General features: G+C 50.1%; 28 protein-coding genes and 3 pseudogenes. 17 read left to right on the forward strand and 14 right to left on the reverse strand.

Features of this window, described 5'->3' with window-relative positions; genetic code table 11:
• The first annotated feature begins 256 nt into the window (after positions 1-256).
• The 7 genes and pseudogenes from QMN93_RS22525 to QMN93_RS22555 all read left to right on the forward strand — a co-directional run bounded on the left by QMN93_RS22525 (position 257) and on the right by QMN93_RS22555 (position 6759).
• Complete coding sequence (locus QMN93_RS22525) at positions 257-1402, forward strand: ABC transporter permease (protein ID WP_001325018.1); 1146 nt, start codon at positions 257-259, stop codon at positions 1400-1402.
• A 5-nt stretch (positions 1403-1407) separates the two neighbouring features.
• Positions 1408-2199, forward strand: coding sequence for an ABC transporter ATP-binding protein (locus QMN93_RS22530; protein WP_001325019.1), 792 nt, complete (start codon positions 1408-1410; stop codon positions 2197-2199).
• Between the two features lies 1 nt (position 2200).
• The gene (locus tag QMN93_RS22535; protein WP_000449980.1) at positions 2201-3139 is read left to right on the forward strand and encodes an MlaD family protein; all 939 of its coding nucleotides are present in this window, start codon (positions 2201-2203) and stop codon (positions 3137-3139) included.
• Positions 3139-3780 (forward strand): ABC-type transport auxiliary lipoprotein family protein, encoded by a 642-nt coding sequence (locus QMN93_RS22540; RefSeq protein WP_000948259.1) that lies wholly within the window; start codon positions 3139-3141, stop codon positions 3778-3780. Before QMN93_RS22535 ends, QMN93_RS22540 begins: the two co-directional genes overlap by 1 nt.
• 347 nt (positions 3781-4127) lie before the next feature.
• Complete coding sequence (locus QMN93_RS22545; RefSeq protein WP_001515737.1) at positions 4128-5405, forward strand: serine dehydratase subunit alpha family protein; 1278 nt, start codon at positions 4128-4130, stop codon at positions 5403-5405.
• A gap of 81 nt (positions 5406-5486) precedes the next feature.
• Positions 5487-6005, forward strand: a pseudogene (locus QMN93_RS22550) (PLP-dependent transferase); the annotation flags it as partial.
• A gap of 56 nt (positions 6006-6061) precedes the next feature.
• Positions 6062-6759 (forward strand): IS1 family transposase gene (locus QMN93_RS22555; RefSeq protein WP_223335778.1). Its coding sequence is split into 2 segments (ribosomal slippage): positions 6062-6311 and positions 6311-6759, totalling 699 coding nucleotides; the frame shifts between segments, so codons are not numbered across the junction.
• 44 nt (positions 6760-6803) lie between these two features.
• Here QMN93_RS22555 and QMN93_RS22560 read toward each other — a convergent pair.
• The 3 genes from QMN93_RS22560 to QMN93_RS22570 all read right to left on the reverse strand — a co-directional run bounded on the left by QMN93_RS22560 (position 6804) and on the right by QMN93_RS22570 (position 8729).
• Entirely contained in the window at positions 6804-6992 is a 189-nt protein-coding gene (locus tag QMN93_RS22560; protein ID WP_007372207.1) for a hypothetical protein, read from the reverse strand.
• Positions 6993-7027: 35 nt separating this feature from the next.
• A complete protein-coding gene (locus tag QMN93_RS22565; RefSeq protein ID WP_009652915.1) occupies positions 7028-8218 on the reverse strand; it encodes a hypothetical protein in 1191 nt (396 codons plus the stop codon).
• A 112-nt stretch (positions 8219-8330) separates the two neighbouring features.
• The gene (locus tag QMN93_RS22570; protein WP_016241897.1) at positions 8331-8729 is read right to left on the reverse strand and encodes a hypothetical protein; all 399 of its coding nucleotides are present in this window, start codon (positions 8727-8729) and stop codon (positions 8331-8333) included.
• A 160-nt stretch (positions 8730-8889) separates the two neighbouring features.
• Between QMN93_RS22570 and QMN93_RS22575 the strand changes: the two genes are divergently transcribed.
• Complete coding sequence (locus tag QMN93_RS22575; RefSeq protein ID WP_323620040.1) at positions 8890-9189, forward strand: hypothetical protein; 300 nt, start codon at positions 8890-8892, stop codon at positions 9187-9189.
• 44 nt (positions 9190-9233) lie between these two features.
• A pseudogene (locus QMN93_RS22580) lies at positions 9234-9479 on the forward strand (transposase); the annotation flags it as partial.
• Between the two features lie 12 nt (positions 9480-9491).
• On the opposite strand, the gene QMN93_RS22585 reads toward QMN93_RS22580, so the two are convergent.
• Positions 9492-10643 (reverse strand): IS30-like element IS30H family transposase, encoded by a 1152-nt coding sequence (locus QMN93_RS22585; protein WP_001254955.1) that lies wholly within the window; start codon positions 10641-10643, stop codon positions 9492-9494.
• A gap of 67 nt (positions 10644-10710) precedes the next feature.
• Here QMN93_RS22585 and QMN93_RS22590 point away from each other — a divergent pair.
• Positions 10711-11604, forward strand: a pseudogene (locus QMN93_RS22590) (IS3 family transposase); the annotation flags it as partial.
• 152 nt (positions 11605-11756) lie between these two features.
• Here QMN93_RS22590 and QMN93_RS22595 read toward each other — a convergent pair.
• From QMN93_RS22595 to QMN93_RS22605, 3 genes are all read right to left on the reverse strand, one after another.
• Entirely contained in the window at positions 11757-12182 is a 426-nt protein-coding gene (locus QMN93_RS22595) for a hypothetical protein (protein WP_016241518.1), read from the reverse strand.
• Positions 12183-12195: 13 nt separating this feature from the next.
• Positions 12196-12624: a hypothetical protein gene (locus tag QMN93_RS22600; protein WP_032155219.1), complete on the reverse strand. Its 429-nt coding sequence runs from the start codon at positions 12622-12624 to the stop codon at positions 12196-12198.
• A 133-nt stretch (positions 12625-12757) separates the two neighbouring features.
• On the reverse strand, positions 12758-13072 hold the full coding sequence (locus tag QMN93_RS22605; RefSeq protein WP_009652923.1) for a hypothetical protein: 315 nt from the start codon (positions 13070-13072) through the stop codon (positions 12758-12760).
• Between the two features lie 863 nt (positions 13073-13935).
• On the opposite strand from QMN93_RS22605, the gene parM reads away from it, so the two are divergent.
• Complete coding sequence (parM, locus tag QMN93_RS22610; protein WP_007372199.1) at positions 13936-14898, forward strand: plasmid segregation protein ParM domain-containing protein; 963 nt, start codon at positions 13936-13938, stop codon at positions 14896-14898.
• A gap of 13 nt (positions 14899-14911) precedes the next feature.
• Positions 14912-15298 carry a plasmid partitioning/stability family protein gene (locus QMN93_RS22615; protein WP_009652914.1) on the forward strand — a complete coding sequence of 129 codons (387 nt, stop codon included), beginning with the start codon at positions 14912-14914 and terminating at the stop codon, positions 15296-15298.
• A gap of 26 nt (positions 15299-15324) precedes the next feature.
• Here the strand turns inward: QMN93_RS22615 and QMN93_RS22620 are convergent, their stop codons facing one another.
• Positions 15325-15729, reverse strand: a complete 405-nt coding sequence (locus QMN93_RS22620; protein ID WP_007372197.1) for an FCD domain-containing protein — start codon at positions 15727-15729, stop codon at positions 15325-15327.
• A gap of 112 nt (positions 15730-15841) precedes the next feature.
• Here QMN93_RS22620 and hdeB point away from each other — a divergent pair, with 112 nt between their 5' ends.
• Positions 15842-16093 carry an acid-activated periplasmic chaperone HdeB gene (gene hdeB / locus QMN93_RS22625; RefSeq protein WP_007372196.1) on the forward strand — a complete coding sequence of 84 codons (252 nt, stop codon included), beginning with the start codon at positions 15842-15844 and terminating at the stop codon, positions 16091-16093.
• Positions 16094-16144: 51 nt separating this feature from the next.
• On the opposite strand, the gene QMN93_RS22630 is transcribed toward hdeB, so the two are convergent.
• Genes QMN93_RS22630 through QMN93_RS22650 form a run of 5 tightly spaced genes read right to left on the reverse strand, consistent with a single transcriptional unit; the run spans position 16145 to position 21518 of the window.
• Positions 16145-16948, reverse strand: a complete 804-nt coding sequence (locus tag QMN93_RS22630) for an MIP/aquaporin family protein (RefSeq protein WP_007372195.1) — start codon at positions 16946-16948, stop codon at positions 16145-16147.
• Between the two features lie 53 nt (positions 16949-17001).
• Positions 17002-18813 carry a diol dehydratase reactivase subunit alpha gene (locus QMN93_RS22635; protein ID WP_007372194.1) on the reverse strand — a complete coding sequence of 604 codons (1812 nt, stop codon included), beginning with the start codon at positions 18811-18813 and terminating at the stop codon, positions 17002-17004.
• Between the two features lie 10 nt (positions 18814-18823).
• Complete coding sequence (locus tag QMN93_RS22640) at positions 18824-19252, reverse strand: diol dehydratase small subunit (RefSeq protein WP_007372193.1); 429 nt, start codon at positions 19250-19252, stop codon at positions 18824-18826.
• A gap of 2 nt (positions 19253-19254) precedes the next feature.
• Positions 19255-19839 (reverse strand): propanediol/glycerol family dehydratase medium subunit, encoded by a 585-nt coding sequence (locus QMN93_RS22645; RefSeq protein WP_009652918.1) that lies wholly within the window; start codon positions 19837-19839, stop codon positions 19255-19257.
• Positions 19840-19850: 11 nt separating this feature from the next.
• The gene (locus QMN93_RS22650) at positions 19851-21518 is read right to left on the reverse strand and encodes a propanediol/glycerol family dehydratase large subunit (protein WP_016241522.1); all 1668 of its coding nucleotides are present in this window, start codon (positions 21516-21518) and stop codon (positions 19851-19853) included.
• 392 nt (positions 21519-21910) lie between these two features.
• On the opposite strand from QMN93_RS22650, the gene QMN93_RS22655 reads away from it, so the two are divergent.
• From QMN93_RS22655 to QMN93_RS22670, 4 genes are read left to right on the forward strand one after another with little or no spacing between them, the layout of a single operon-like run.
• A complete protein-coding gene (locus QMN93_RS22655; RefSeq protein ID WP_007372190.1) occupies positions 21911-22339 on the forward strand; it encodes a heme-binding protein in 429 nt (142 codons plus the stop codon).
• A gap of 22 nt (positions 22340-22361) precedes the next feature.
• Entirely contained in the window at positions 22362-23525 is a 1164-nt protein-coding gene (dhaT, locus tag QMN93_RS22660; RefSeq protein WP_007372189.1) for a 1,3-propanediol dehydrogenase, read from the forward strand.
• 16 nt (positions 23526-23541) lie between these two features.
• On the forward strand, positions 23542-23895 hold the full coding sequence (locus tag QMN93_RS22665) for a glycerol dehydratase reactivase beta/small subunit family protein (RefSeq protein ID WP_007372188.1): 354 nt from the start codon (positions 23542-23544) through the stop codon (positions 23893-23895).
• Entirely contained in the window at positions 23896-24426 is a 531-nt protein-coding gene (locus QMN93_RS22670; protein ID WP_007372187.1) for a cob(I)yrinic acid a,c-diamide adenosyltransferase, read from the forward strand.
• Here the strand turns inward: QMN93_RS22670 and dhaR are convergent.
• Positions 24404-26329: a dihydroxyacetone kinase operon transcriptional regulator DhaR gene (gene dhaR / locus QMN93_RS22675; RefSeq protein ID WP_009653098.1), complete on the reverse strand. Its 1926-nt coding sequence runs from the start codon at positions 26327-26329 to the stop codon at positions 24404-24406. The two genes, QMN93_RS22670 and dhaR, sit on opposite strands and share 23 nt — an antisense overlap.
• Positions 26330-26366 lie beyond the last annotated feature (37 nt).

A 26366-nucleotide genomic window follows, 5' to 3' on the forward strand; every position in this document is an offset into this window, starting at 1 on the left:
TTGAATGGGTTCATGTGCAGCTCCATCAGCAAAAGGGGATGATAAGTTTATCACCACCGACTATTTGCAACAGTGCCGTTTGGTTTACCCTGCCAGAGAGGAAAATACGGCAATTGGGCAAACAGCGTGCCACACCTCACTGATTAGGGTGTGGTTAACACTTCATTAATTAAACAGTCATTACTCTTACTTAACTGTGTGATATACCTATTTAGGGTTTGAAACATTAGAGTTTGAAATAGGTAAGGTCTGAGCAATGACTGAGCAAACGTCCCCCGCACAACTTGATCTCGATAGCGCGGCTCAGCCCCCCAGAGTTTATATCCGGGGGGACTGGGTGTTGGCGCATTACTGCGTTTTGGAGCCGCGCGTTGCGCAATTGCGCGCTAATATGCCCAGTGGGGGGGTATTTGATCTCAACCAACTGGGGGCGTTAGATACCGCCGGTGCAACGTTGTTAGCTCTGCTTCTGGGTGAGGACCGTGTAGCAAATTTACGCGAACTTGCGCCTAAATTGCCAGAAGAGCGGAGGATATTACTTGAAACGGTAAGCCATGTATTGCCTGACTTAACCCCTGAGTTGTCTGAAAAACCCACACGGTTTTGGCTTGAGATGCTGGCTAATACCGGCCGTTCGGTAGATAACTTATGGCAAGATATTAAGTCACTATTGGGCTTTATTGGTCTGGCGCTGGAAACCTTGCTGGGAACACTTTTTCGCCCCTCCCGCTGGCGCATTACCTCATTAATTGCCAATATTCAACAGATTGGCCTCAATGCTGTGCCGATCATTATGTTGCTCACCTTTTTGGTGGGGGCAGTTATCGCCTTTCTCGGTGCAACCGTACTCACTACTTTCGGCGCGGGCATTTTTACCGTCGATTTGGTGGTATTTTCTTTTCTACGTGAATTTGCGGTACTGCTTACCGCGATCCTGATGGCAGGGCGAACAGCCAGTGCTTTTACCGCTGAAATTGGCTTGATGAAAGCCAATGAAGAGATTGATGCTATCCAAACACTGGGCTTGAATCCGGTCGAACTGTTGGTGCTACCGCGCGTCTTGGCACTATTGATCTCTCTGCCGATGCTAACCTTTATTGGCATGGTTTGCGGTATTTTCGGTGGCATGGTGGTGTGTGCCTTAACACTGGATATCTCTCCCACTATGTTTTTGTCGATTATGCAAAACAGTAATGGGTTGCAGCATTTTCTGGTGGGAATAAGTAAAGCCCCTATTTTTGCTTTCCTGATTGCTATTATTGGCTGTCTGGAGGGGTTCAAAGTAACCGGTAGTGCTGAATCAGTCGGGGTTCATACCACCACCAGTGTGGTGCATTCGATCTTTGTGGTGATTTTGCTTGATGCCGTGGCAGCGCTATTTTTCATGGAAATGGGGTGGTGAGCCAAATGACGCAAGATGCAATCATTCAAATTCGCGATCTGGTTAACTGCTTTGGCGTACAGTGCGTGCATCAAGGGTTGAATCTTGATGTTAAGCGCGGCGAAGTTCTTGGCGTGGTTGGTGGCTCGGGTACCGGTAAATCTGTTCTGTTACGCAGTATTGTTGGGTTACGTCGTCCGACTGACGGGAAAATTCATGTTTTTGGCAAGGATTTAATGGCACTGTCAGGTCAATCCCGCGCCATGGTCGAGCGCCGATTCGGCGTATTATTTCAACGAGGCGCACTGTTCAGTTCTCTAACCGTGACCGAGAACGTGGCATTACCATTAATAGAAAACGCCGGATTACCCCGGTCTGAGGCTGAGCGATTGGCTCAGGTTAAACTGGCACTGGCTGGGCTACCGCCGGGCACTGGCAGTAAGTATCCAGCATCTCTGTCGGGTGGTATGGTCAAGCGTGTTGCGCTAGCCCGTGCCTTAGCACTGGACCCGGATATTCTGTTTCTTGATGAACCGACTGCGGGTCTTGATCCCATTGGTGCGGCGGCGTTTGACAGTTTGATCCGCACCCTGCGGGATGCCCTCAATCTAACGGTATTCTTGGTGACCCACGATCTGGATACGCTGTATACACTGTGTGATCGTGTGGCGGTGCTTTCGCAGAAAAAAGTGCTGGTGGTTGATACTCTGGATAAAGTTGCAGCGACTGATGATGGCTGGATTCAGGCGTATTTTCATGGCCCACGTGGCCGGGCTGCTTATCAGGCAGCGGCAATTAACAGTGGAGAGAGGTTGTAATATGGAAACCCGTGCTCATCATGTCGTTATTGGTTTGTTCACTCTTATTGTGGTGAGTGCCGCGCTGCTGTTTTGCCTATGGCTGACAAATTCCGGTTCTGATCGCCAGTTCAGATTGTACGATATCGTTTTCAATGAGCCTGTGAGTGGCCTGTCACAGGGTAGCACCGTTCAGTACAGCGGGATTCGAGTCGGTGAGGTGACGCAATTACGCCTGGACCGAGACAATCCGAATAAGGTTTGGGCACGTATTCGCGTTTCTGCATCTACTCCGATACGCGAAGATACCCAAGCTCGTCTCACCGTCGCGGGTATTACCGGCACCTCAAATATTCAATTCAGCAGTGGCAGCCAGACCAGCCCGTTGCTGGAGGGCAAAGATGACGAGGTTCCTATCATTATTGCTACCCCTTCGCCGATGAGCCAGTTACTGGCTAACGGTGAGAATTTCATGACCAATGCGAATGAAGTGTTGGTGCGTTTGAACCAGTTGCTGGCACCGGATAACCAGCAGCGCCTAGTAACGACACTGGATAATCTCGCGCTGGTCACCCAAACTGTGGCTGATCAACGTGGTGATCTCCGTACCCTGTTGCAGCAGTTGGCGCAGGCCAGTAAACAGGCTAATGAGACACTGACTCAAACCAATCGCCTGCTGCGTAATGCTAACGGCTTAATGGATGGGCAGGGGAAACAACTGGTCAGTGATGCCGCCAAAACCATGGCATCGTTGCAAAATACCAGTACCATCCTCAATAAATTGGTGAGTGAAAATAAAACCTCACTCAATAACGGGATGCAAGGGATGAATGAGCTGGGGCCGGCAGTAGATGAGCTGCGCAGAACATTAGCGACATTACGTGCCGCCGTTTCTCGTTTGGAAGAAAACCCAGCGGCCTTGTTGCGCGGCCGTGAAAGAACACAGGAGTTTACGCCTTAATGCTCTCTTTTAATGTGATGCGCTATGCAGGCCGCCGCGTGTGGCTATTGATGATATCCGGGGGGGCGATACTGCTCTCTGCCTGCACCATTTTACCTTCGGCCCCTGTATCACAAGTTTATCTTCTGCCGGTGCCACCTGCAGTCAGTGTGCCACACGCGCAGACAGTAAACTGGTCATTACGGGTTTCACAACCGGCGACGAACCAGTTTCTTAATAGCTCACGCATAGCGGTGCAGCCTCAGGGCCAGGAGATTGCGGTTTATAAAAACTCCCGTTGGAGTGATTCGGCGCCGATTTTGGTGCGCAATCGTCTTATTCAGGCGTTCCGTAGCGATGGGCGAATCCGTGCAGTCAGTAGCGACGATGATAGCTTGCAGGCTGATGTGGAGTTGAGTGGTGATCTGTCCGCGTTCCAAGGGGTATACCATGTTGGTAGCAGCGAAGTGCTGATCCGTTTTGATGCTCGGCTGGTAAGAATTTCAGATCGTAGGATTATTGCGACTCGCCAGTTTGACATTCGCCAACCGATAAAAGGTAACGAGATGAACGAGGTGGTTCAGGCCTTTGGCCTGGCCAGTGACCAGTTAGCCACTCAAGTGCTCAACTGGACGATGCAGCAATCCCCTGCGCAGGGTTGATATCTAAACCAGCACCGGTTGGTTTTATCTGAGGCGAGTTGGCAGTAGCTAACTCGCCTTTTTTATCGTCTAGTTTAATGATTCAAGGCGAATAATTGCGTCTAAGGGGAAAATATTCTCTTTATTGTTTTGTGATTAGTATCTCATTGAGTAAGGGATTAATGGTGTTTGAGTTATCTATTTCATTGTTTTTAATATGTTTTTATTTAAATTGTTCTGTGGTTATCTTTTTTGTTAAAGAGAACAATATTCTCCAAGCATTAAAAACAACAAGAAAATAGGAAAAGTATTTCTCCCCGTAAAACCCTAAGATAAAAATAATCCAAATCACTGATTAATTACTTCAAATGCAAAAAATAACACATCAACAATTACTCGATTGGTTGAAAAAGGAAGTGAAACTTTCATTAGGTTGTACTGAGCCTATTGCTATTGCGTATGCTGCCGCAGTGGCTGCTAAATATCTCAACGCACCGATATTAAAAATAACGGGGAATATATCGGAGAATCTGTATAAAAATGCGATGGGAGTCACTATTCCGGGAACAAGCTATTGCGGAGTCACTCTTGCGGCGGCAATAGGGGCTATTGGTGGTAACGCGGATGCCGATTTAGAAGTATTAAAAGATATTACTGCGACACAAATTACCGAAGCCTATATATTTAATGAATCAGGTAACGTGTGTCTAAACGCAGTAGATGCTACGGATTTTATTTTTATCGATATTACGCTATATAGTCTTAGTGATCAGTGCCGGGTAGTGATTCAAGGTAGCCATACTAATGTCACTGAAGTTTATATTAATAATATAAAGCAAATATTAGTCCGAGACCTAATTGCCGCCAATGATAGTGGGGTACTACCCGAATTTTCCCTTAACGACGCATTTAAATTTGTAACCGATGTCGCCGCTAAAGACATCATGTTTATGCTGAAAAGTGCTGAGATTAATACCGCGCTTTCTGACGAGGGGCAAAGGAAGAACTATGGTTTGAACGTGAGTGGCGCGTTGTCGCAAGCCAGAAAAAATGGCTTTATCAGCACTGACTTACTGAGTCAAATGTTGATCAACACCACTGCGGCATCAGATGCCCGTATGGGCGGCGCACCCTTACCCGCGATGTCAAATTATGGCTCTGGTAATCAGGGGATTACCGTGACAATGCCGGTAGTGACACTTGCCCGACATCTTAATACAGATGATGAAACACTGGCCCGGGCATTAGCGTTGGCCCATCTAGCCGCAATCTCAATTCATATGCGTTATACCCGATTGTCTGCATTGTGTGCGGCGTCAACGGCAGCAATGGGGGCGGCGGCAGGTATGAGTTGGTTATTGACCCAAGATTTTCAAACTATCTCCTACGCGGTCAGTAATATGATCAGTGATATTAGTGGCATTATTTGCGATGGTGCATCAAATAGTTGTGCCATGAAAGTGTCTACCGCTACCGCCTGTGCATTTAAGTCGGTGTTGATGGCGCAACAAAATAGTGTTGCAGGGGAGCGTGATGGCATTGTTTCCTGCGATGTTGAAGGTTCTATCAATAATTTATGTAAATTAGTGTTATCGCCAATGAGGCAAACAGATAAAGAAATTATCAGTATAATGACACGTAAATAAATATTACGGTTTAACCGCGTGGCCTAACGTCATTATTAATAATGATCGGCGGGCTATCGTTAAAATTTAAAGGGACAAATAATGAGCAAATCAAAATCGATCGCGACTCTGGTTATCCATGCCGGAGATCAAGTTGACCGGGGCAATAATGCTATTTTTCCACCGATTACTACCGCCAGTTCCTTCATTCAGCCAAATTTAGGCGAAGAAGGGGAGTTTTGTTATTCCCGTTGCAGTAACCCGACAAGATATGCATATGAAACCGCCTTGGCTGAGTTGGAAGGAGGTATCTATGCTACGGCAACCGCTTCCGGTATGGCAGCAACTGCACTTATATTGGAATTGCTACCTAAGGATTCCCATGTATTAGTAATGAAAGGGGTCTATGGCGGTACTTATCGGTTGTTTGAACGTCTGCGTAAACAAACTTCAGGTACGACATTCAGTTATGTCGATCTTAATGATCTGGCGTCAGTAGAGCGCCATATTCAAGAGAATACAGGTCTAATCTGGATCGAAACGCCCACTAACCCACTGTTGGAATTAGTTGATATTGAAGCAGTATGCCAGGTTGCCAAAAGCAGGGGCATAATGAGCTGCGGGTGATGCTGCCAACTTACTGATTTAGTGTATGATGGTGTTTTTGAGGTGCTCCAGTGGCTTCTGTTTCTATCAGCTGTCCCTCCTGTTCAGCTACTGACGGGGTGGTGCGTAACGGCAAAAGCACCGCCGGACATCAGCGCTATCTCTGCTCTCACTGCCGTAAAACATGGCAACTGCAGTTCACTTACACCGCTTCTCAACCCGGTACGCACCAGAAAATCATTGATATGGCCATGAATGGCGTTGGATGCCGGGCAACCGCCCGCATTATGGGCGTTGGCCTCAACACGATTTTCCGCCATTTAAAAAACTCAGGCCGCAGTCGGTAACCTCGCGCATACAGCCGGGCAGTGACGTCATCGTCTGCGCGGAAATGGACGAACAGTGGGGATACGTCGGGGCTAAATCGCGCCAGCGCTGGCTGTTTTACGCGTATGACAGGCTCCGGAAGACGGTTGTGGCGCACGTATTCGGTGAACGCACTCTGGCCACACTGGAGCGTCTTCTGAGCCTGCTGTCGGCCTTTGAGGTCGTGGTATGGATGACGGATGGCTGGCCGCTGTATGAATCCCGCCTGAAGGGAAAGCTGCACGTTATCAGCAAGCGTTACACTCAGCGCATTGAGCGACATAACCTGAATCTGAGACAACATCTGGCAAGGCTGGGACGGAAGTCACTGTCGTTCTCAAAATCGGTGGAGCTGCATGACAAGGTCATCGGGCATTATCTGAACATAAAACACTATCATTAAGTTGGAGTCATTACCTAACTTAAGGGCGTTTTATTTTTGTGTGCTTATTTACCATCCGTTTCATCATCTACTTTCTGAGTCATGATTGGAGGCGGCGCTTCATTATCAATTTTCCTACGGCCTTCATCGCTGAAGAAGATTTTCCAGATAAAGTGCCCGACAAAAAGGATTCCGCATCCTATAATCAGCGCCCAGTCGAAAGTGTCAAATGGTCTGTTAAAATAATCAAACATATAGTTCTCCAGGGTAGAGTTCGTGACTAAGCCCGTTAAACGTTGTGTGGATAATTGCTCCACCAGACCGGGCAATGCAATTCATTGTTTTTTTCAGACCATCCGGCATCTATGAGTAATCTCTTCACAAAAAATGGCTGGTTTCTGAAGATATCTGTAGAAATTGATGTAGCTTTAATGACACTTCCTTTTTCACCAGGTTTTGTTGGTTTCTCGTAACGCGTTATACCGATATGCTGTAGACGTGACCTAATCGCGCCATCTGTCCTATTCATTTTCTTGGCAATCACTTCTATTGAACGATGCTCAGATAGAAGTGTAATTAAAAACTTATAGTTTCCACATACCCATTTGGCTGGTTTTTGTGGTTCTCTTTGGTTCCGTTCAGGCACTGATCTTTCCTTAATTTGTTGTGGTTTTTCACTATCACAATCAATGTCAGTTCTGGCCGGGTAATTTGAAATGGTTTTATCTGGTACGGTTTCATAGATAATTTCATTAAGCACTATATGCTTGCTCCACCAATCTGGGGCGGTAAGGTCGAATCCATCAATGTGCCAGCCGAATTCGATTAGTGGCAGGACATCAAGAAAACGTTTTTTTGATAATTTCGCAGAACTTATTTTTTTATTTAACCATATAACCGTACTAGATGAATCGTCTTCAGCGCCCACGGTAATCATTCCAAGCTCTATAAGTTGCTGAAGAGTGGATTGATGGCTTCTTAAGGTAAGCTCGGCAAGTGCCGTTTTACTGATACCATGTTGTATCGCCTTAAGTAAGACCCGAGTATCGTCAGGAGTCCACGGTTTACCGGTAATGAGGTGTGAAGATGTTTTCTTATGTAGCTGATCAGTATCCTCATCTTCGGGTACTAACAGGCTTGTGTTTCTTGTTCGCCACCATTCTGGAGAGTACAGAACATTTTCACCATTTATGCAGTGTGCTACCCATCCATTATCTAGCAGGGTTTTAAGAGTTATACCTGAAGCTGGTTCAGCCGGTGGCACTCTGATTGAAGAGTTAGGCTTGAGGGTAATTTCGTTAGGCTCGGAGAGATTTTCTCTTATGAGAAGGTATAAATCCAACTCGATACATCTTAACTGGATTATCCTTTCATTGTATCCAAGAATGGACGTAAGCGCTGCAAATGAGTAACCATCCTTAAGCCCTTTTATAAGCTTCAGATCTTCAGCTGGTGACCATGACGGTAATTTCTTCTTCATTCACTTGCCTTAGAGTGAACTAAATATTTCTGATATTACTTGTAAATCAATAATTCTTGAATCGAGAATGGGGGCGTTTTGAGGTGTATAAATCGCACTTAGACTCGACCATTTAGTATCCGTGGTTGAAGAGCTCCTCAACTCCAGCATTTACGACATCCTGGTTTCCAGGGATGTAACGTGGCCAGCCTTCTACCTCTTTGATGTTCTTAACGATAACTCCTTCGAAGCCAAATTGATCTGCCGATATATCAACAATATGGAATTCATCGTTGTTGGAGATCTCACACCAGTAATGACCGAACCCGCCATACATAGTGAATAACCCGCCGTCAGATTTCCCATCGCCACCTCTAATCACAGCTGATAACCCTTTGCTATGTGCCAGACGAGCTAATAGCAGACTGGCAAATAGGCATGTGCCCGTTGTGTCATCGGTATCACAGTCAGCGAGGATACCGTTCAGTAATGCCCGTGCTTCAGTCGCAACATCATTAATGAGGTTTTTCATCAGGGTTACTTATCGCAAATCGGTTTCAGGGGATTCTGCCAGACAGGCCGTAGCGTGACAATTTTTTATGACCCCAATAGGGGGCGAAATTAACGGGTCTTAGAATTTCGTCACCGATGAATGTTGCGTTAATCTTTTTTTATATAAAGAGGAGCTAACCATGAATAAAATGAAGTACAGTGCAGTATTGAATGAATGGAATTTTAAGTATGATTCTGCTGAAAGATTCGGTGACTCACACTTTCTTTATATCCATAATTTCATGAACGATCAGAGCCAGTTACTTGGTATTATCATAGCTGATTTTTTGAAGGTTCCTCAGATAGAACTTCTTCCTATTCAGACCGCCATAGATAACCTTGTAAGGTTATTAAAGGTTCAGACATCCAGGTCGTTAACGTCTGATGAGGGTGTTGATCTTGCTCAATTCCTCACTCAGTATGAATCGCCACGGGTTTAACAGACACCTCAGAGTCATTTAAGATGGCTTAAAGAGAGGTGCCCATGAGCAGTAAGCGTTATCCCGAAGAGTTTAAAATTGAAGCAGTCAAACAGGTTGTTGATCGCGGTTATTCTGTTGCCAGCGTTGCAACACGTCTCGATATCACCACCCACAGCCTTTATGCCTGGATAAAGAAGTACGGTCCGGATTCTTCCACTAATAAAGAACAGTCAGATGCTCAGGCCGAGATCCGCCGTCTCCAGAAAGAGCTGAAACGGGTTACCGACGAACGGGACATATTAAAAAAAGCCGCTGTAGATTCAATCTGTCAACGCAACACCCCTTTCAATTATCTCTTTAGGTGTTTTGAACTTCAGTGTCTTTCTCGGTCTGTTGTTTAGCTGAGCTGCAACCTGATCCAGCTCATATTGAGTATATTGGGCAAGGCATGTCTTTTTGGGAAAGTACTGTCGGATTAGCCCATTAGTGTTTTCGTTTGTTCCCCGCTGCCAGGGGCTCTGAGGATCGCAGAAGTAAACTTTAACTCCTGTGCTGCCAGTAAATTCCAGATGTCTGGCCAGCTCCATTCCTCTGTCCCATGTCAGTGATCGCCGGAGTTCAGGTGGTAAGCTCAGGAATTTATCTGTAAGAGCCTGATTCACTGATAAAGCGTCTTTGCCCCTGAGTCTCAGGATGATCGTATAACGTGATTTTCGGTCTACAAGTGTGGCTATATGGGAGTTTTTTGTACCCGAGACTAAATCGCCTTCCCAGTGTCCCAGAGAGCGTCTGTTATCGATATGCCGGGAACGTTCGTGGATTGGCGTTCCGTTCACTATGTTGATAGTGCCTCTTTCACCTTTGCGAGTATGGCGCCTGCCATGACGGAGGCTGTGCGATCGGCGCAGGTGCTGTACGTTCAGGTGGTGTAGCGCTTCACGACTACGAAAGTAAAGCGTCTTATAAATTGTCTCAGGTGATATTCGTAGTGTTTTTTGACGCGGCTTCGTTCGCCTTAACCATCCTGATATTTGCTCTGGGGACCACTTCATCTCAAGCTTTTCCAGAACAAGCTCTCGCAACGGCATATTCTGATCCAGTAAGCACGGTTTTGGTCTTTTAGCCATCCTGTTGGCCCGGTTATTCGCATCAACGGCTTTGTAATAGCGCCTACCACGATTACGCTGAACTTCACGTGAGATTGTTGAAGGGCTACGATTCAGCATTGTAGCGATGGCTCGAATGCTCATTTTAGCTGACAGACCGGCTCGTATTTCCTCGCGCTCAGACAGCGTCAGGTGAGCAACAGCTCGCTTGCGCTCATTGGGTTTTATGCCGCCAGTATCTCTTAACATCGTGAAGATGGTCCCTGGTTTCGAACCCAGGATATTAGCTATCTCACTGAAGCCTTTTCCGTTCTTCCACAGTTCAAAAACAGATGTTTTTTCCTTTGCTGTAAATGTTCGTCTCATTCAACAATCCTCCGCAACTACATGTTTTCACATGACTGTTGCGTTGACCAATTGAATCTACAGCGGCGTACTTCGCAAAGCTGTCCGACTGAGGTACGCCTTTATCCGTGACAACTCCTGTTGCTGGCCTGTTCGCCTGCTCTGTCGGGTGCTGGATGTTCATCCCAGTGGTTTTTACGCCTGGCTTCAGCAGCCGCATTCACAACGCCATCAGGCAGACCTGAGACTGACAGGACAGATTAAACAGTTCTGGCTGGAATCGGGATGCGTCTATGGTTATCGTAAAATCCATCTGGATCTGCGGGACAGCGGGCAACAGTGCGGAGTGAACAGAGTCTGGCGACTGATGAAACGTGTCGGGATAAAGGCTCAGGTCGGATACCGGAGCCCGCGGGCACGTAAAGGCGAGGCCAGTATCGTGTCGCCCAACAGGCTCCAGCGACAGTTCAATCCGGATGCTCCGAATGAGCGTTGGGTAACGGATATAACCTACATCAGAACCCACGAAGGCTGGCTGTATCTTGCCGTGGTTGTTGATCTGTTCTCACGCAAAATTATCGGCTGGTCCATGCAATCCCGGATGGCAAAGGACATTGTCCTGAACGCACTGCTGATGGCTGTATGGCGGCGTAATCCCCAAAAACAGGTGCTGGTTCATTCGGATCAGGGCAGTCAGTACACAAGCCATGAGTGGCAGTCGTTCCTGAAATCACACGGCCTGGAGGGCAGCATGAGCCGTCGCGGTAACTGCCATGATAATGCGGTTGCAGAAAGCTTTTTCCAATTGTTGAAACGCGAACGGATAAAGAAAAAGATCTACGGAACGCGGGAAGAAGCCCGCAGCGATATTTTTGATTACATCGAAATGTTTTATAACAGTAAGCGTCGGCATGGTTCTAGCGATCAGATTTCACCGACAGAATATGAAAACCAGTATTATCAACGGCTCGGAAGTGTCTAGATTATCCGTGGCGATTCAACTATCATCTTTTAATGAACCAACTTGAGTCAGTAGAAAAGCAAATATTTTCTAAGATTGGTGCTTGGAAAAAGACATCTTTGCTTTGAGTGTCAGTGAAGAAAAACTTTATGAACAAACTTAATCCTCCTGCTTTATGTAATTCTTTTTTTACCAGGGATTTCTAGGAGAATCTTAGTCCATAACCCATCTGTCATAAAATCAATTATCGAGTCTGATATCATGGCTTTATTTGCAATTCTTTGAGCAGTGTAAATTGCCTGACTTTTATCTTCGATAAAGATGCCATGAGGCACTAGACTAACATTATCTTCGGTTTTCCTTGCCCACATGCGGAGGCGGTAATCTATTATGTATTCGTCATACTCTATCCACAGATGAGGTCGAATTATCTGGCCAGTTCCAGCCAACGTTACTTCTCCAACGATGCGCTGGTGCGGTATACAGAATCTATCTAGCAGGCAACTTACAACCATAGTATGACCATCACATTCGAGTGGAAGTACATCATATTTATGTAACAGCTCGCAGACATAAGCAACTTCAGGGGTTATGAACATTTACGGCCTCATATTAGACGGGGAGGGTGCTTAATTGGTCATTAAGCCTAAGTGATGATGGAGCCCAGTAGCCGGAACCGCACATCCACCGTTCACCAGGAAATGAAAAACCCTCTCTGATAAGAAACTCCCTAAGTTCGGTGCTGATGACATTCTCAACCTTTAAGATGTAGTTATTTGTCTCAGCTGCTTCTTTTAATTTCGAGAGTAACTGTCTGAAAAATCCTTTGCCTGGGGTCTTCACTGAAATGGTTGCGACTACCAGTACCGACGAACCGAGGTATGACATTTTTCCCGTCCGGGCACGGATGTATAACTCATCTACTAACTGAAGACCTTGAACCTTCATTGATTTTGAATGAAAGATGCTTTTTTTTGCTTCAACCATTAAGTGAGTGAATGATTGAAGGATCTTATTGATGTCTCTGTCATGACAACTCATATAATCACCAAATTAAATCAGCATAATAAATTGCACAGTGTATAGCGTAACTTTTCAATAAAGTTGATGCTTTGAAATAAAAGCAACAATACATAATCTTTGTGTCTTATTGGCTAAGGTTGTTATGTAATTATCAGAGGTTTTTAATCCTTTCTAAAGATGCTAGATATGCTTCATAGTTATCTCCAAATTTTTTCTTTGCCCGTCTTACTCTCATCTTTTCTGCCAGTTCACTCTTATGCTCGGTCTGGTATTTTTTATTGTTTTGGAGTTTTACACCTGCACCGGAACCGGCAGCATAATTTCTGTTTTTATCGCTAATGCACAACTTGCATTTACTTTTAAGGCCAAACTTACCCTTAAGTTCCTTACCGAATTCTTCGAAGGGTTTAACCTGATTGCATCCTTTACAGCGTTTGCACCCAGAGGGGAGATCTTCATTAGCCATGTCTAGTTCCAGTGGTTAAAGGTAATGAACTGCATTTTACTGCAAACAGGCACTTCCAACCATAAAATCGACTACTTAACCATAATTCAACATAAGGTTCATTAAGCGCACCAAGGTAAGGTGTTGATTGTTAAGGGTTTATCAGGGGGTTCTCTTGACTTGTTGGTATCCTCGGACTCAGGCTGTTACGTATCCTGTGACTAACTGAGCCCCGTCCGTGGTGACCAGTTAACAGATTCTCCAAGGAACCTTGTTAACGCTGCTTTAGCATACTGAGGCTTTGAGTAGTATCTGGGAAACCAGCCATCATAAGTTTGTGTGCCATTGCGCCGGTATTCTGGCCTGACTGACAGCTTACATCCATTACCATCAGTAGAAATACAAAAAGTGTACCCATCAACAGAATCAGAAGTAAGCAGAATGGATGTCATTGGGGATACCTCATTATTGAACTAACCAGAAACTACAATGGTGATCCGACATGGTTTCCTCGATTTTACCGACTGAGCTGTCATATAGCGATACCTTTTATTCTTAGGTTCTCTTGCAGTATTGGCTATCGATTGTCACAATTTAGTCTGGTGGCACTGGTTCATTTTTCGGGTGGTTTGTTACTTTTTCCGTTGGTGTTCCAGGGCTACCGACCTCTGCATGTACGTATACATCCCTCTTTCTCGTTTACCCCGCCAGATTTCAATCCGATAGAATCGTTCCTGTTTTACTCACTCGTAATTCACTTTTCATAGTCATTTTGTGGACATTAAACGTGCGCTACAGGTGCGCATTCCTTGCTTCAGGATGGCTTACTATCTAAAATGGCAGAGATTTTTGATACTTTTGAACATTTTAATGAGGTATATACCATGATGAACATCGCTTGTGATGACGGCTCAACGAACGTAAAACTTGCCTGGATTGAGAATGGTGAAATCAAAACTCATGTTTCGCAGAACGCCTTCCGCGAAGGCTGGGCTACTCCACTCGCATTTGGTGGTAAAACTATCTACAACTATCTCATTGATGGGCGGAAATTTACTCACGACATTGGTTCAACATCTGCAATTACAACAACGCATACCTCTTTCCAGTTCGACGCTGTAAGTCGCGTAGCAATTCATCATGCCCTTTTGACTTCCGGTCTTGAGCCACAGGATGTTGAACTTACAGTGACACTGCCGGTGGCCATGTTCTTCACGAGCGATGCGCAGTTGAACGAAGCTAATATTGAAAAGAAAAAGGCCAACGTTATGGGCCCAATAACCCTGAATAATGGCGAAACTTTTCATGTTGTAAAAGTTAACGTAATGCCTGAATCAGTACCTGCGGCTGAATATCTGATTGATCCTAAAACAACCACGCAGCTTACACGAACCCTGGTTGTCGATCTGGGGGGAACAACCCTAGACCTGGCCATCATTCAGGGGGCAATGGAGGGCATATCTGATATCTTTGGCAACAGCGATGTTGGCGTTTCACGAGTGACAAAAGCTGTTATGGCTGCGCTCCAGGATGCCCAGTCTCCAAGTAGTTATGCCATTGCGGATATCATCATTAAAAACCGTCATGATAGAGCGTTGATTGCTTCTGCGGTCAATGATCACTCTAAAATTGATGCCATCATTGACGTTATCGATTCTGAGTCGAAAAATCTGGCCGAAGCTGTTGCAGCTGATATACGTCGTCAGAACAGCGTCCACAAAATCATACTGGCCGGGGGCGGTGCTGAGCTCATCCATTCTCATATTGTCGAACTATTCCCTAAGCTGGATGTCATCAAAGCGCCTGACGCGCAGCTCGCGCTCGTCAAAGCAATGGCAAGCGTCTAAACGAGGTTATGTGATGGAAGAAGATAAACGTTTACTCGTCTGGCTCCGCCCCGGCAATAATCCAGAAGACGGTAAAGCTCTTGATATTATGGAGCGCTTACCCCGCCGATCCCGGGGGGAATTTTACCGTAAGGCACTGGTAATTGCGTCTGCCTTGCATGAGCTCGACCCTCGGTTAATAAATTTGCTGGCCGCACAAACCACGACATCGTTTAATGCCGAAACGCTGAGCAACATTCTGTCGCAAACGCTGGGCATTGCCGTTGAACGGAATTCTTCACCAGTGGAAACCCAGGCCACAGGTATCCGAGCAACAACCATCATTGATTCGGATAAGCCTGCTGAGCAGAAAGAACCAATTCCTAAACCCTCCCTGATGATGCAAACCCTCAAACGTTGAATCCGAACCGGCTACTAGTAGCCGGTTTACTCACCTTGCTCGGTTAACAAGCTGAGATAGATCCGCAACCCCTTATCCAGTGACTCTCTAATGGCATCTGCTGCTGCCCCTGCATCCCTGTTTGAAAGAGCGAGTTCAAGCGACGAGAAAAATATTGGCCATTTATCCTCCGAGTCAGATTCGAACGTGTAACTCAGAGTTGGCCACAGGTTAATCCACAGTTGGGTTACAATTTTGAAAAACTCAGGCAGACCGGCGTATATGTAAAGCTTCAGCCGCAGAGTGAGGTTTAGCTGGTGCGCCAGATAAACATCCCTACGTTCATATGCGGAACGCAGCTTTTGGCACAAAGACAGGCATTCTTCAAAGCCATTGGCATCCATTTTCAGTACGGCCTTTTCTGCCAGTTCTGGCTCAATCAATCGCCTCATAATGAACCCTGTTCCATGGCTCCAGATGACAAACATGATCTCATATCAGGGACTTGTTCGCACCTTCCCTAAAGCACTCGTATTGACCGTGGCGGCTACCACATTCTGTCTGATGACCAGCCCGGCGTTCGCGGTTGAGGAAACCACGCCGCAGAATATGACCTGTCAGGAATTTATGGATATGAACCCAAAAAGCATGACCCCGGTGGCCTTCTGGGTAGTGAATCGCAACACCGACTTTAGCGGCGGCGACTATGTTGACTGGCATGAAGTCGAGACCGTTTCGGTACCGAAAATGCTGCAGGAGTGCCACAAGAACCCCGCCGCTAAACTTGGCGATCTCAGCGCGGTCATCAAAAAATAACCCCCCCGGCATCAGGCCGGGGAAACCCGCCGCGCTGCGGCGGGTCCCGCTTTACTCATCGATACCGCATTCGCACGGCAGAAAGCGGCCGATAAGCTTGCGATACAAAAACGCCCCGATAATCGCCCCCACCACCGGCGCCAGCAGCGGCACCAGAAAGTAAGGGATCGCCAGCACACCGGTAAAGGCGATCGAGCCCCACCCGGCCAGACTGGTAAACAGTTTTGGGCCGAAGTCGCGCGCCGGATTCAGCGCAAAGCCGGTTAGCGGCCCCATCGACGCGCCGATCACGGCGATCAGCAAGCCAATCAGCAACGGCGCCAGCGGCCCGCGCGGAATTCCGTTGCCGTCGTCGGTCAGGGCCATGATCATCGCCATCAGGATTGCCGTGATGGTGGTCTCAACGGCAAACGCTTGTATAAAAGTGATATGTGGATGCGGGTACGTGGAAAAGACCCCGGCCAGGTTAAGGCTGGCGGCAGTGCCGCGCACGATATGCTGACTCTGTTCAAGATCGAGAAACAGCTGGCGATAGAGCCCATACACCAGCGCGGCGGCGCAGAAGGCCCCGGCCGTCTGGGCAACAATAAACGGCAGCACCTTGCGGCGTTCAAAACAGGCGAACAGCCACAGGGCAATGGTCACCGCCGGATTAAGGTGCGCGCCGGAGACACCGGCCGTCAGGTAGATGGCCATGGCGACGCCAAGGCCCCAGATAATACTGATCTCCCACTGACCAAAGCTGGCCCCGGCGACCCGCAGCGCAGCGACGCAGCCCGCGCCGAAGAAAATGAGCAATCCGGTGCCAAGAAACTCGGCCACGCACTGCCCGGTTAAGGTAGAAGTCTGGTTCATTATCGGCATCCTGAAATAGCACGTTAAAGAGAGAGGCTGGCGCGAGCGCCCGTTTAATTCGCCTGACCGGCCAGTAGCAGCCCGGTGGCGACCGCATTGCGCGGCCCTTCTGTTCCCCGAATATTGCCCTGCCCGGCGACTACGCCATAGTGCGACAAGGCTTCCGTGATAAGCTGCGGGATCTCAAAGTCCAGCGATGAGCCGCCCACCAGCACCACAAAGGCGATATCGCGAATGGAACCGCCGGGTGAGACCTGGCGCAGCGCGCGCAGGCAGTTGGTGACAAACACTTTCTCTTTCGCCTGCCGGCGCACGAGACGAATTTTTTCCAGCGGGCTGGCGTTATCGATCGGCACCAGTTCGCCCTCCTTGATGTACACCACTTTGGCGAACACCGCCGGGCTGAGGGCTTCCCGAAAGAACTCCACCGCGCCATTCTCGTGACGAATACTGAACAGGCTTTCCACTTTGGCCAGCGGGTATTTTTTTATCGCTTCCGCCAGCGAAAGATCCTCGAGGCCCAGCTCGGTTTTAATCAACAGGCTGACCATATTCCCCGCCCCGGCGAGATGGACCGCCGTTATCTGCCCCTCCGCGTTGACGATCGCCGCATCCGTCGAGCCGGCGCCGAGATCGAGGATCGCCAGCGGCGCCGCACAGCCGGGAGTGGTTAACGCCCCGGCGATGGCCATGTTGGCCTCCACGCCGCCCACCACCACCTCGGTCTGCAGTCGGGCGCTCAGTTCGCGGGCGATAACCTGCATTTGCAGACGGTCCGCTTTCACCATCGCCGCCATCCCGACGGCATTTTCCATGGCGCACTCGCCGGCCATCCCGCCCTGCACCTTGCGCGGAATAAACGTATCCACCGCCAGCAGATCCTGGATGTATATCGCGCTCATCTCATGGCCGGTCAGGGACGCCATTACCTTTCGCACCCGCTCCAGCATGCCGCCTGCGTGCGTGCCTGCTTCACCACGAATATCACACACGGGCGCGCAGGCGCTCATCGCCTGCATAATGGCCTGCGCGCCTTGCGCTACGTCGGCTTCACCGCCACGCTTTTCACCACGGATAAAGATCTTACCCGCCGGGATCACTCTTGATCGCACATCTCCCTGCGGGGTTTTCAGCACCACAGCGGAACGGTTGCCAATCAGCGCTCTGGCGATGGGGACAATAGTTTGTGTTTCCTCAGGGGTCAGGGCAAAGAAGGTTGCGATACCGTAAGGATTCGACAGCACCCGCACCACCTGTCCCGGGGCCGCCACTTCCACCGCCGCCAGCACGCCTTCCGGCACCTTCTCCAGTAGAGTGACTTCATCAACCACCGGTATTGGCCGATGCAGGCGATTATTCACCAGCACGCCATCATCTTTTTTCAGGATGGCCGCCACCACGTTGACGCCGCGATCCAGCGCTTCATTGATAAACCAAACCGCCTCAAGGAAATCCATCTCCTCACCCACCAACGGTATCCAGCCCTGGGCAAATCGATCCTCGCTCAACGCCGCCAACTTCTCCACGGCGATGGTGGTTCCCATGCCCACGCCAACGCCGCCGGGCGTTTGCGGGTTATGACCAATCATCGTTGATTCGGTAATGATGGTTTCAGTGATGGTTTCCATCGCCACATCGCCAATCACCGGTGCGGCCTCGTTGATGCAGATTTTTGCCACGTCCTGCAGCGACCACGGCGTTTTATCCAGCGCCTGCTGCAGGGACGCGACCACCCCGGCGATATTCTCCCGCGTGCCTTTCATCCCGGTCGTGGCGACAATCCCGCTGCCGATAAACCGGCCATCCTGCGCCAACGCCACTTCAGTGGTGGCGTTGCCGATATCGATCCCTGCAATTAACGGCATGCTGCCTCCGTCACTGACTGCCTTTACGCAGCTTATTTCTCTGCTGGTATACCTCTGCCGACTCGCGGACAAACCCGGCGTTCACCGTGGCGTGCCAGGTGTGTTCCAGTTCATCGGCAATGGCCTGCAACTCGGCGAACGAAGAACGAAACGGCCTCAGTGCGTTGTAGATCTCCAGAATGCGGGCATCCGGGATCGCAATCAGTTCTGCCGCACGACGAAAATTGCGCGCCACGGCATGACGCTGCATCTGCTCGGCAATCTGCGCCTGGTACTCCAGCGTTTGCTGAGAAATACGCACATCCTGCGGCCCTACGCGGCCCGCCAGCACATTCTCAAGGGTAATGTCGGTTAGCGGCTTGCCGCCAGGCGTCCGGATTTTCTCCGGGCAGCGGGTGGCTAATGGGTAATCCTGCGCGGTCATGATGTTGTCGTTCATGGTCATTCCCTTACCAGTGCAATATGCAACGTGACAGGCGCAGCATCCTGCACCACGTGTTTGGTTTCTTTGATGTGAAACAGCGCGGCCTTGGCCATAAATTTAGGGCGCACCATCTGGTCATTGACCACTGGCACCGGCGAAGGCGACTCTTTGCGTGCATAGCGTGCGGCGTTTTTACCAATCTGACGATAGGTTTCCAGCGTCAGCAGCGGAGCCTGAGAAAACAGTTCCAGGTTACTTAGCGGCAGCAGATCGCGCTGATGAATCACCGTGGTTCCTTTCGACTGGATACCAATCCCAATGCCTGAGCCGCTGAGATTTGCCGCATCCCATGCCATAAAAGAAACATCTGAGGTGCGCAGGATCCTCACTACTCGCGCATGCAGCCCCTCTTCTTCGATGCCAGCAACCAGCTCTTTCAAAATCGCGTTGTGCGGCATATCAATCAAGGTTTTATGCTGATACTTATCAAAGGCCGGGCCGACGCCTATCACGACTTCATCCACGCGTTCGTCCGCTTTAGCCGCCTCGCCTTCGCTCACCTGTAAGATGAAAACCGGCTTACGTTCAGTTGTGCATTCCACTGTGTACCGCCTTATTCGATCGAGCCGGGCTGAACCACGCCCGCAATATTTTTAATTTCCGCCCAGCGTTCGGCACTGATGCGATAGCCGGTACCAGGTCCCTGATAATCATTGATGTCGTTGACGGCGCTGACGACGTCGAACTGGCGATCCAGAATAGCCGACGTTTGCAGGTAATCACCGGTAACACGCTGTCTCAGCATATTGAGGATGTTACTGGCGATATCTTCGAAACCGCTACGGCTTAGTGCGCCGACGATATCCAGCCCGGTGATATTGCGCTTCATCATCTCTTCCACGGCGGCCAGATCTTCCACCACATTGCGCGCGGGCATATCTTTGCTGCCGTGAGCATAAGTAGCAGCTTCGACTTCTTCATCGCTAATCAGCGGCAGGCCCAGTTCGCGGAACACTGCCTGAATGGCGCGTGCCGCCTTGTTGCGGATGGCGATGGTTTCTTCTTCGGTTACAGGACGCAGACCACCATCAACCATCAGATCGCGTTGCAGAATGTTGTAATCATCGAAGTCTTCCGCGTCGAAGTTCGACCCGGCAAACATGTTGTCGTAGTTCGGTACGGCGCTATAGCCGGAGAAGATAAAGTCGGTGCCGGGAAGCATTTGCATCAGGGTACGGGCGGTACGGCGAATATCAGAGTGGGAAAAGGTCTGGTCATTGGCGGAGGCCACTTCAAGGTCGAGCATTGAGGCAATCAGGTTTTCCGCCAGCACCGCGCGGATCCCCGACGGCACCGCGCCGGTCATGCCAATACAGCTGACCGCACCGTTTTGCAGCCCCTGTACGCCCGCGCCTTTGGTGATAAAGATGCAGCGCGACTCCAGATAGAGCATCGATTTACTCTCGGAATAGCCCATCAGCGCTTCCGAACCGGTGCCAGAGGTGTAACGCATTTTCAGTCCGCGAGACGCATAGGCCGAGGCGAGAAACGCTTTGGACCACGGCGTATCATCGCCGTCGGTAAACACAGACTCTGTACCGTATACCGACACGGTTTCGGCGTAGCTGGTTAACCCGCGCATCCCCAGCTCCAGCTCAGTCGCCTCCTCAACGGAACATTGCGTCAGCACGCCGGGGCGACCGCACTGGGAACCGACCAGCAGCGCCAGGGCGTTAAACGGCGCATAGCGGGCGATCCCGACCGTCGTTTCCTGTTCTGAAAAACCACGGATCCCCGCTTCAGCCGCATCGGCGGCAATCTGTACCGGGTTGTCTTTCAGGTTGGTGACATGGCACTGGTTGGACGGCGTGCGTCTGGCGCGCATTTTTTGCAGCGCCATCATCATTTCCACCACGTTCATTTGCGCCATCACCTCCACCGCTTTCGCCGGGGTGATAGCGGTGGTAATAGCAACAATCTCTTCCCGGCTGACGTGGATATCCACCAGCATTCTGGCGATCTCCAGCGCGTCGAGCCGCATTGCCCGTTCAGTTTCAGCCACGTTAATCGCGTAGTCGGCAATAAAACGGTCAATCATGTCGAACTCGGCGCGGCTCTTGCCGTCCAGCTCAACAATACGACCATTCTCTACCTTCACCGACGAAGCCGGATCGTAGGGGCTTTCCATGGCGATCAGTCCCTCTTCAGGCCATTCGCCAATCAGCCCATCCTGATTTACAGGGCGCTTCGCAAGCACTTCGAATCGTTTTGATCTTCTCATAGTTTATGGACTCAAAAGATAAAAAATAGGGACGCCGGGCCGTATTGCCGGGGACACACCTCCCGGCATTCGCCTTTCATCAGCAATGGCCGAACTCTAAATGAGCACAGCAATAAAAAAATAAAATTAATTTCGTTCCAATTTGGCACGTAATAAAAATTCATCGTTCCATATTGAAACGGTTCTCAGGAATATTCGTAGCGAATTGTGACGAAGTTAAATGATCATTATCAATAAACACTAATACACAAAATTAAATTAATACTTTTTAAATTTTCACCCTATTGACTTAATAACGCGCGGCGAGAAAATAAAGCCAAACCCAATGATAAAAAATAGCTGTATCGCGATATTTTCGTGACATCAGCCCTACAACATTTTCAGGAGAGACTGTGAATAAGAGCCAACCAATCGCCACCATTACGCTGGCGGCGGCGAAAAAAATGGCGCAGGCCGTCGAGGCTAAAGCGCTTGAGATCAACGTGCCGGTGGTCTTTTCCGTGGTGGATCGCGGCGGCAACACGCTGCTGATGCAACGCATGGACGACGCGTTCGTCACCAGCTGTGATATTTCTCTTAATAAAGCGTATACCGCCTGCTGTCTGCGGCAGGGGACCCATGAAATTACCGACGCGGTACAACCGGGTGCGTCACTATATGGTTTACAGCTAACGAATCAACAGCGGATCGTTATTTTTGGTGGCGGCTTACCTGTCATGTTAAACGATAAATTAATCGGTGCTGTCGGCGTAAGTGGCGGTACTGTCGAACAAGACATGTTATTAGCGCAAACCGCACTGAATTGTTTCTCTGAATTATAATTTAAATCTAAGAAGGTAAATTATGAGCTATCGTATGTTTGATTACCTGGTGCCAAATGTGAACTTTTTTGGCCCGAATGCTATTTCCGTCGTGGGCGAACGCTGCAAACTGTTGGGCGGTAAAAAAGCGCTGCTGGTGACTGATAAAGGTCTGCGAGCCATTAAGGACGGCGCGGTTGATAAAACCCTCGAACATCTGCGTGAAGCCGGTATTGACGTGGTGGTGTTTGACGGCGTCGAGCCAAACCCTAAAGACACCAACGTGCGCGACGGCCTGGACGTTTTTCGTAAAGAGCAATGCGATATCATCGTTACCGTCGGCGGTGGTAGCCCGCATGACTGCGGTAAAGGCATCGGTATCGCGGCGACGCACGAAGGCGATCTCTATAGCTATGCCGGGATTGAAACCCTGACCAATCCGCTGCCGCCGATCGTCGCGGTGAATACCACCGCCGGTACCGCCAGCGAAGTCACCCGTCACTGCGTGCTGACCAATACCAAAACCAAAGTGAAGTTTGTGATTGTCAGTTGGCGCAACCTGCCGTCGGTTTCCATTAATGACCCACTGCTGATGCTCGGCAAACCTGCGCCACTGACTGCGGCAACAGGAATGGACGCCCTGACCCACGCCGTTGAGGCCTATATTTCAAAAGATGCCAACCCGGTTACCGACGCCGCCGCTATCCAGGCAATTCGTCTGATCGCCCGCAACTTACGCCAGGCCGTAGCACTGGGCAGCAACCTGAAAGCTCGCGAGAATATGGCCTATGCCTCTTTGCTGGCGGGTATGGCCTTCAACAACGCCAACCTTGGCTACGTTCACGCGATGGCGCATCAGCTTGGCGGTCTGTACGACATGCCGCACGGCGTAGCAAATGCCGTCCTGCTGCCGCACGTGGCGCGCTATAACCTGATCGCTAATCCGGAGAAATTTGCCGACATCGCGGAGTTTATGGGTGAGAACACTGACGGTCTGTCCACCATGGATGCTGCCGAGCTGGCGATTCGCGCCATCGCTCGCCTGTCAGCCGATATCGGTATTCCGCAGCATCTGCGCGAGCTGGGCGTCAAAGAAGCCGATTTCCCGTATATGGCGGAAATGGCGCTGAAAGACGGCAATGCCTTCTCCAACCCGCGTAAAGGTAACGAGAAAGAAATTGCCGGGATCTTCCGTCAGGCATTCTGATCAATAAGGGGGCGCAATGTCACTTTCATCACCGGGCGTACATCTGTTTTATCACTCACGCTGGCAGGATACGCGCGTGCTTGATGAACTATGCTGGGGGCTGGAAGAGCAAGGCGTCCCTTGCCGGACAATCTGTTGCGACGAGCATGACTGCGCGCTGGCCCTCAGCAAGCTGGCGGCTAAAAGCTCAACGCTACGCGTGGGTCTCGGCCTCAGCGCCAGTGGTGATATTGCCCTAACCCACGCCCAGCTACCCGAGGATCGGGCGCTGGTCTGCGGGCATATCGCCGCTGGGATAGCCAGCATCCGCACGCTCGGCGCCAATGCGGGCCAACTGGTCAAAGTGCTTCCCTTCAGCGAGATAAAATAAATGTATCGCATCTATACCCGAACCGGTGATAAAGGCACGACCGCGCTATTTGGCGGCAGCCGTATCGACAAAGACGACATCCGCGTTAACGCCTATGGTACGGTGGATGAACTGATTTCCCAGCTTGGCGTCTGCTATGCCAGCTCGCGCCAGGCAGAATTACGCCAGGATCTGCATGCCATCCAGAAGATGCTGTTTGTGCTGGGGGCGGAACTCGCCAGCGATGAGAAAGGTCTCGCCCGCTTAACGCAGACGATTAACGCCGAGGATATTCAGGCGCTGGAGCAACTTATTGATCGCAATATGGCGCAGAGCGGCCCCCTGAAAGAATTTGTCATTCCGGGGAAAAATCTGGCATCGGCACAACTACACGTGGCGCGCACCCTGGCACGGCGGCTGGAGCGGATCCTCATCGCGATGGACAAAAAGCTGACGTTACGCGATGAACCCAGGCGTTATATCAACCGGCTGTCGGATGCGCTGTTCTCCATGGCCAGAATCGAAGAAACTACTCCAGATGTTTGCGCTTAAACTGGCTGGCGTCGATGTCGTACTGCTTCATCTTACGCCACAAGGTGGTGCGACCAATATTCAGCAGTTGCGACATCTCCTGTACTCGCCCACTGGTGACACGGGCGGCATGGATAATCGCCTCTTTTTCGATAGCGGTAAACGTCAGGCTGGCTGGCAGCAGGGAAGACGCGGTCTCCAGACCGGGACGCTCGGCAAACAGATAATCAGGTAAATTACTCAGCCGGATATGCCCGTTATCGCTACTGATAGCGATGTTTTCGATAATGCTGTTCAGCTCGAAATCATTGCCCGGCCACGAATAAGCCACCAGTTGTGCCAGCGCGTCGTCGTCGATCTTCAGGCTGGATGAGAAGCGTTTTTTCAGGCTATTCAGTCGCGTATAAATCAGCGAGGGAATACTGTTACGCCGCGCCCGTAGCGGCGGGATAACAATCTCAAAAGAGTGCAGCGCGTAATACAGTTGGCGGCTAAAGCGGTTTTGCTCCACCAGATTAGCGAGATCAACCGTAGTGGTGGCGATCACTTTCACATCCACCGGAATCAGCCGACGGGCATCAAGACGGGTTAATACTCCCTGCTTAATCACCTGTAACAGCGCGGATTGCAGCTCCGGTGCCAGATATTCAATTTTCTCCAGAAACAGCGTGCCGCCGTTCGCCAGCTCAAGGCGGCTCAACCGACCATTTTCATCATCGGTAGGCGCACTGCCCATAAAATCCTGCCCCAGCACGCTGTTGGCATACAGCTGACAGTTCACGGCAATATACGGTCCGCTGGCGCGTTCGCTTTCATTGTGAATGGCCTGGCTCAGCAGCTCTTTCCCTACGCCCTCTTCCCCACACAGCAGGATCGGGAAACTCCCCCTTGCCGCCTGGCGACCAAAATGGATCAAGCGTCGGGTTTCCGGATCGTCCGTCGACATCTGCTCAAAGGTGTGGCTCACCTTACCAAGCTGGCTGGTCATCAGCTGACGCATTTGCTCCACCGGGTGCAGCAGCAGGATAAAGCTGTTGCCCTGCTCCTCAACAATCGGCTTCAGGGTGATAACAGCATCAACAAACTGGTGCTGGCTTTCAAAAGTGACTTCGACGTGATTCAGACCGCGGGCATGTTTAATTGCCCGACGCAGCAGCATGGGCATATTGAGCAGGTCGTGAATGTTTTTGCCCTGGCTGGCCTGCGCGTCGAGATGCAAAAGCAGCGCCGCGCGCGCATTGAGGAACTGCAACACCCCCTGCTCATTCCAGGCCATCACGCCATCATCCATGCTCTCCAGCAGCCCGTACATCTGGTTCAGATGGCGGTTGGATTCTGCCAGCAGGCTGTCGGTCAGCAATGAATTGCCGACTTCTCTGGCAATCGCCAGCGTCAGGGATAAATCAGAAACGGACTCATGTTCTACCAGACAGCACAATGAGATGGAGCCAAACAGATGCCCATGGTTATCGAACACCGGCGTCGAGCAGAACGACCACGGATGCAACGCCTGTTTAAAGTGCTGAGCGCCAGAGGTTTTTGTCGGCTGCCCCGGCATCGTCGCCAGCGACAGCGCACAACTGCCGATAATGCTTTCCGCGCAATAGCTGCCGTCGCGAAATCCAAGCTCCGCCAGCTGTTCTATCGTCTGCGGATCGCCGCAACGGCTGAGAATACAGGCTGATTCATCCAGAATCAGCAGTGCGCACGGACGACCGTCCATAAACTCCCAGGCATCTTCCAGCGCGGCCTGCGCAATCGTCAGCAGCGCCGTCTTGCGACGACAAATCGACTCAAAGGTCAGCCCTTGCGCCTGATGCGGCGCCTGCCAGGTTTCCCGCTGCATAAACTTGCTGCAACGATGCCAGGACTGGGCGAGAACCGAAGAGACTTCCTGCCCGATGCTATGCGTGTGCGCCGTCATATCCCTTTCCGCTGTTTTGCCATAGACAACCCCTCCG

The sequence above is a fragment of the Enterobacter sp. R-1.6.2 genome (genome assembly GCF_035064085.1).
Classification (GTDB): domain Bacteria; phylum Pseudomonadota; class Gammaproteobacteria; order Enterobacterales; family Enterobacteriaceae; genus Enterobacter; species Enterobacter asburiae_B.

Excerpts from the sequence above, each read along its gene's own strand:
- QMN93_RS22525 (WP_001325018.1), top strand. The coding sequence starts at position 257 with ATGACTGAGCAAACGTCCCCCGCACAACTTGATCTCGATAGCGCGGCT.
- QMN93_RS22530 (WP_001325019.1), top strand. The coding sequence starts at position 1,408 with ATGACGCAAGATGCAATCATTCAAATTCGCGATCTGGTTAACTGCTTT.
- QMN93_RS22535 (WP_000449980.1), top strand. The coding sequence starts at position 2,201 with ATGGAAACCCGTGCTCATCATGTCGTTATTGGTTTGTTCACTCTTATT.
- QMN93_RS22540 (WP_000948259.1), top strand. The coding sequence starts at position 3,139 with ATGCTCTCTTTTAATGTGATGCGCTATGCAGGCCGCCGCGTGTGGCTA.
- QMN93_RS22545 (WP_001515737.1), top strand. The coding sequence starts at position 4,128 with ATGCAAAAAATAACACATCAACAATTACTCGATTGGTTGAAAAAGGAA.
- QMN93_RS22560 (WP_007372207.1), bottom strand. The coding sequence starts at position 6,992 with ATGTTTGATTATTTTAACAGACCATTTGACACTTTCGACTGGGCGCTG.
- QMN93_RS22565 (WP_009652915.1), bottom strand. The coding sequence starts at position 8,218 with ATGAAGAAGAAATTACCGTCATGGTCACCAGCTGAAGATCTGAAGCTT.
- QMN93_RS22570 (WP_016241897.1), bottom strand. The coding sequence starts at position 8,729 with ATGAAAAACCTCATTAATGATGTTGCGACTGAAGCACGGGCATTACTG.
- QMN93_RS22575 (WP_323620040.1), top strand. The coding sequence starts at position 8,890 with ATGAATAAAATGAAGTACAGTGCAGTATTGAATGAATGGAATTTTAAG.
- QMN93_RS22585 (WP_001254955.1), bottom strand. The coding sequence starts at position 10,643 with ATGAGACGAACATTTACAGCAAAGGAAAAAACATCTGTTTTTGAACTG.
- QMN93_RS22595 (WP_016241518.1), bottom strand. The coding sequence starts at position 12,182 with ATGTTCATAACCCCTGAAGTTGCTTATGTCTGCGAGCTGTTACATAAA.
- QMN93_RS22600 (WP_032155219.1), bottom strand. The coding sequence starts at position 12,624 with ATGAGTTGTCATGACAGAGACATCAATAAGATCCTTCAATCATTCACT.
- QMN93_RS22605 (WP_009652923.1), bottom strand. The coding sequence starts at position 13,072 with ATGGCTAATGAAGATCTCCCCTCTGGGTGCAAACGCTGTAAAGGATGC.
- parM (WP_007372199.1), top strand. The coding sequence starts at position 13,936 with ATGATGAACATCGCTTGTGATGACGGCTCAACGAACGTAAAACTTGCC.
- QMN93_RS22615 (WP_009652914.1), top strand. The coding sequence starts at position 14,912 with ATGGAAGAAGATAAACGTTTACTCGTCTGGCTCCGCCCCGGCAATAAT.
- QMN93_RS22620 (WP_007372197.1), bottom strand. The coding sequence starts at position 15,729 with ATGAGGCGATTGATTGAGCCAGAACTGGCAGAAAAGGCCGTACTGAAA.
- hdeB (WP_007372196.1), top strand. The coding sequence starts at position 15,842 with ATGACCAGCCCGGCGTTCGCGGTTGAGGAAACCACGCCGCAGAATATG.
- QMN93_RS22630 (WP_007372195.1), bottom strand. The coding sequence starts at position 16,948 with ATGAACCAGACTTCTACCTTAACCGGGCAGTGCGTGGCCGAGTTTCTT.
- QMN93_RS22635 (WP_007372194.1), bottom strand. The coding sequence starts at position 18,813 with ATGCCGTTAATTGCAGGGATCGATATCGGCAACGCCACCACTGAAGTG.
- QMN93_RS22640 (WP_007372193.1), bottom strand. The coding sequence starts at position 19,252 with ATGAACGACAACATCATGACCGCGCAGGATTACCCATTAGCCACCCGC.
- QMN93_RS22650 (WP_016241522.1), bottom strand. The coding sequence starts at position 21,518 with ATGAGAAGATCAAAACGATTCGAAGTGCTTGCGAAGCGCCCTGTAAAT.
- dhaT (WP_007372189.1), top strand. The coding sequence starts at position 22,362 with ATGAGCTATCGTATGTTTGATTACCTGGTGCCAAATGTGAACTTTTTT.
- QMN93_RS22665 (WP_007372188.1), top strand. The coding sequence starts at position 23,542 with ATGTCACTTTCATCACCGGGCGTACATCTGTTTTATCACTCACGCTGG.
- QMN93_RS22670 (WP_007372187.1), top strand. The coding sequence starts at position 23,896 with ATGTATCGCATCTATACCCGAACCGGTGATAAAGGCACGACCGCGCTA.
- dhaR (WP_009653098.1), bottom strand. The coding sequence starts at position 26,329 with ATGACGGCGCACACGCATAGCATCGGGCAGGAAGTCTCTTCGGTTCTC.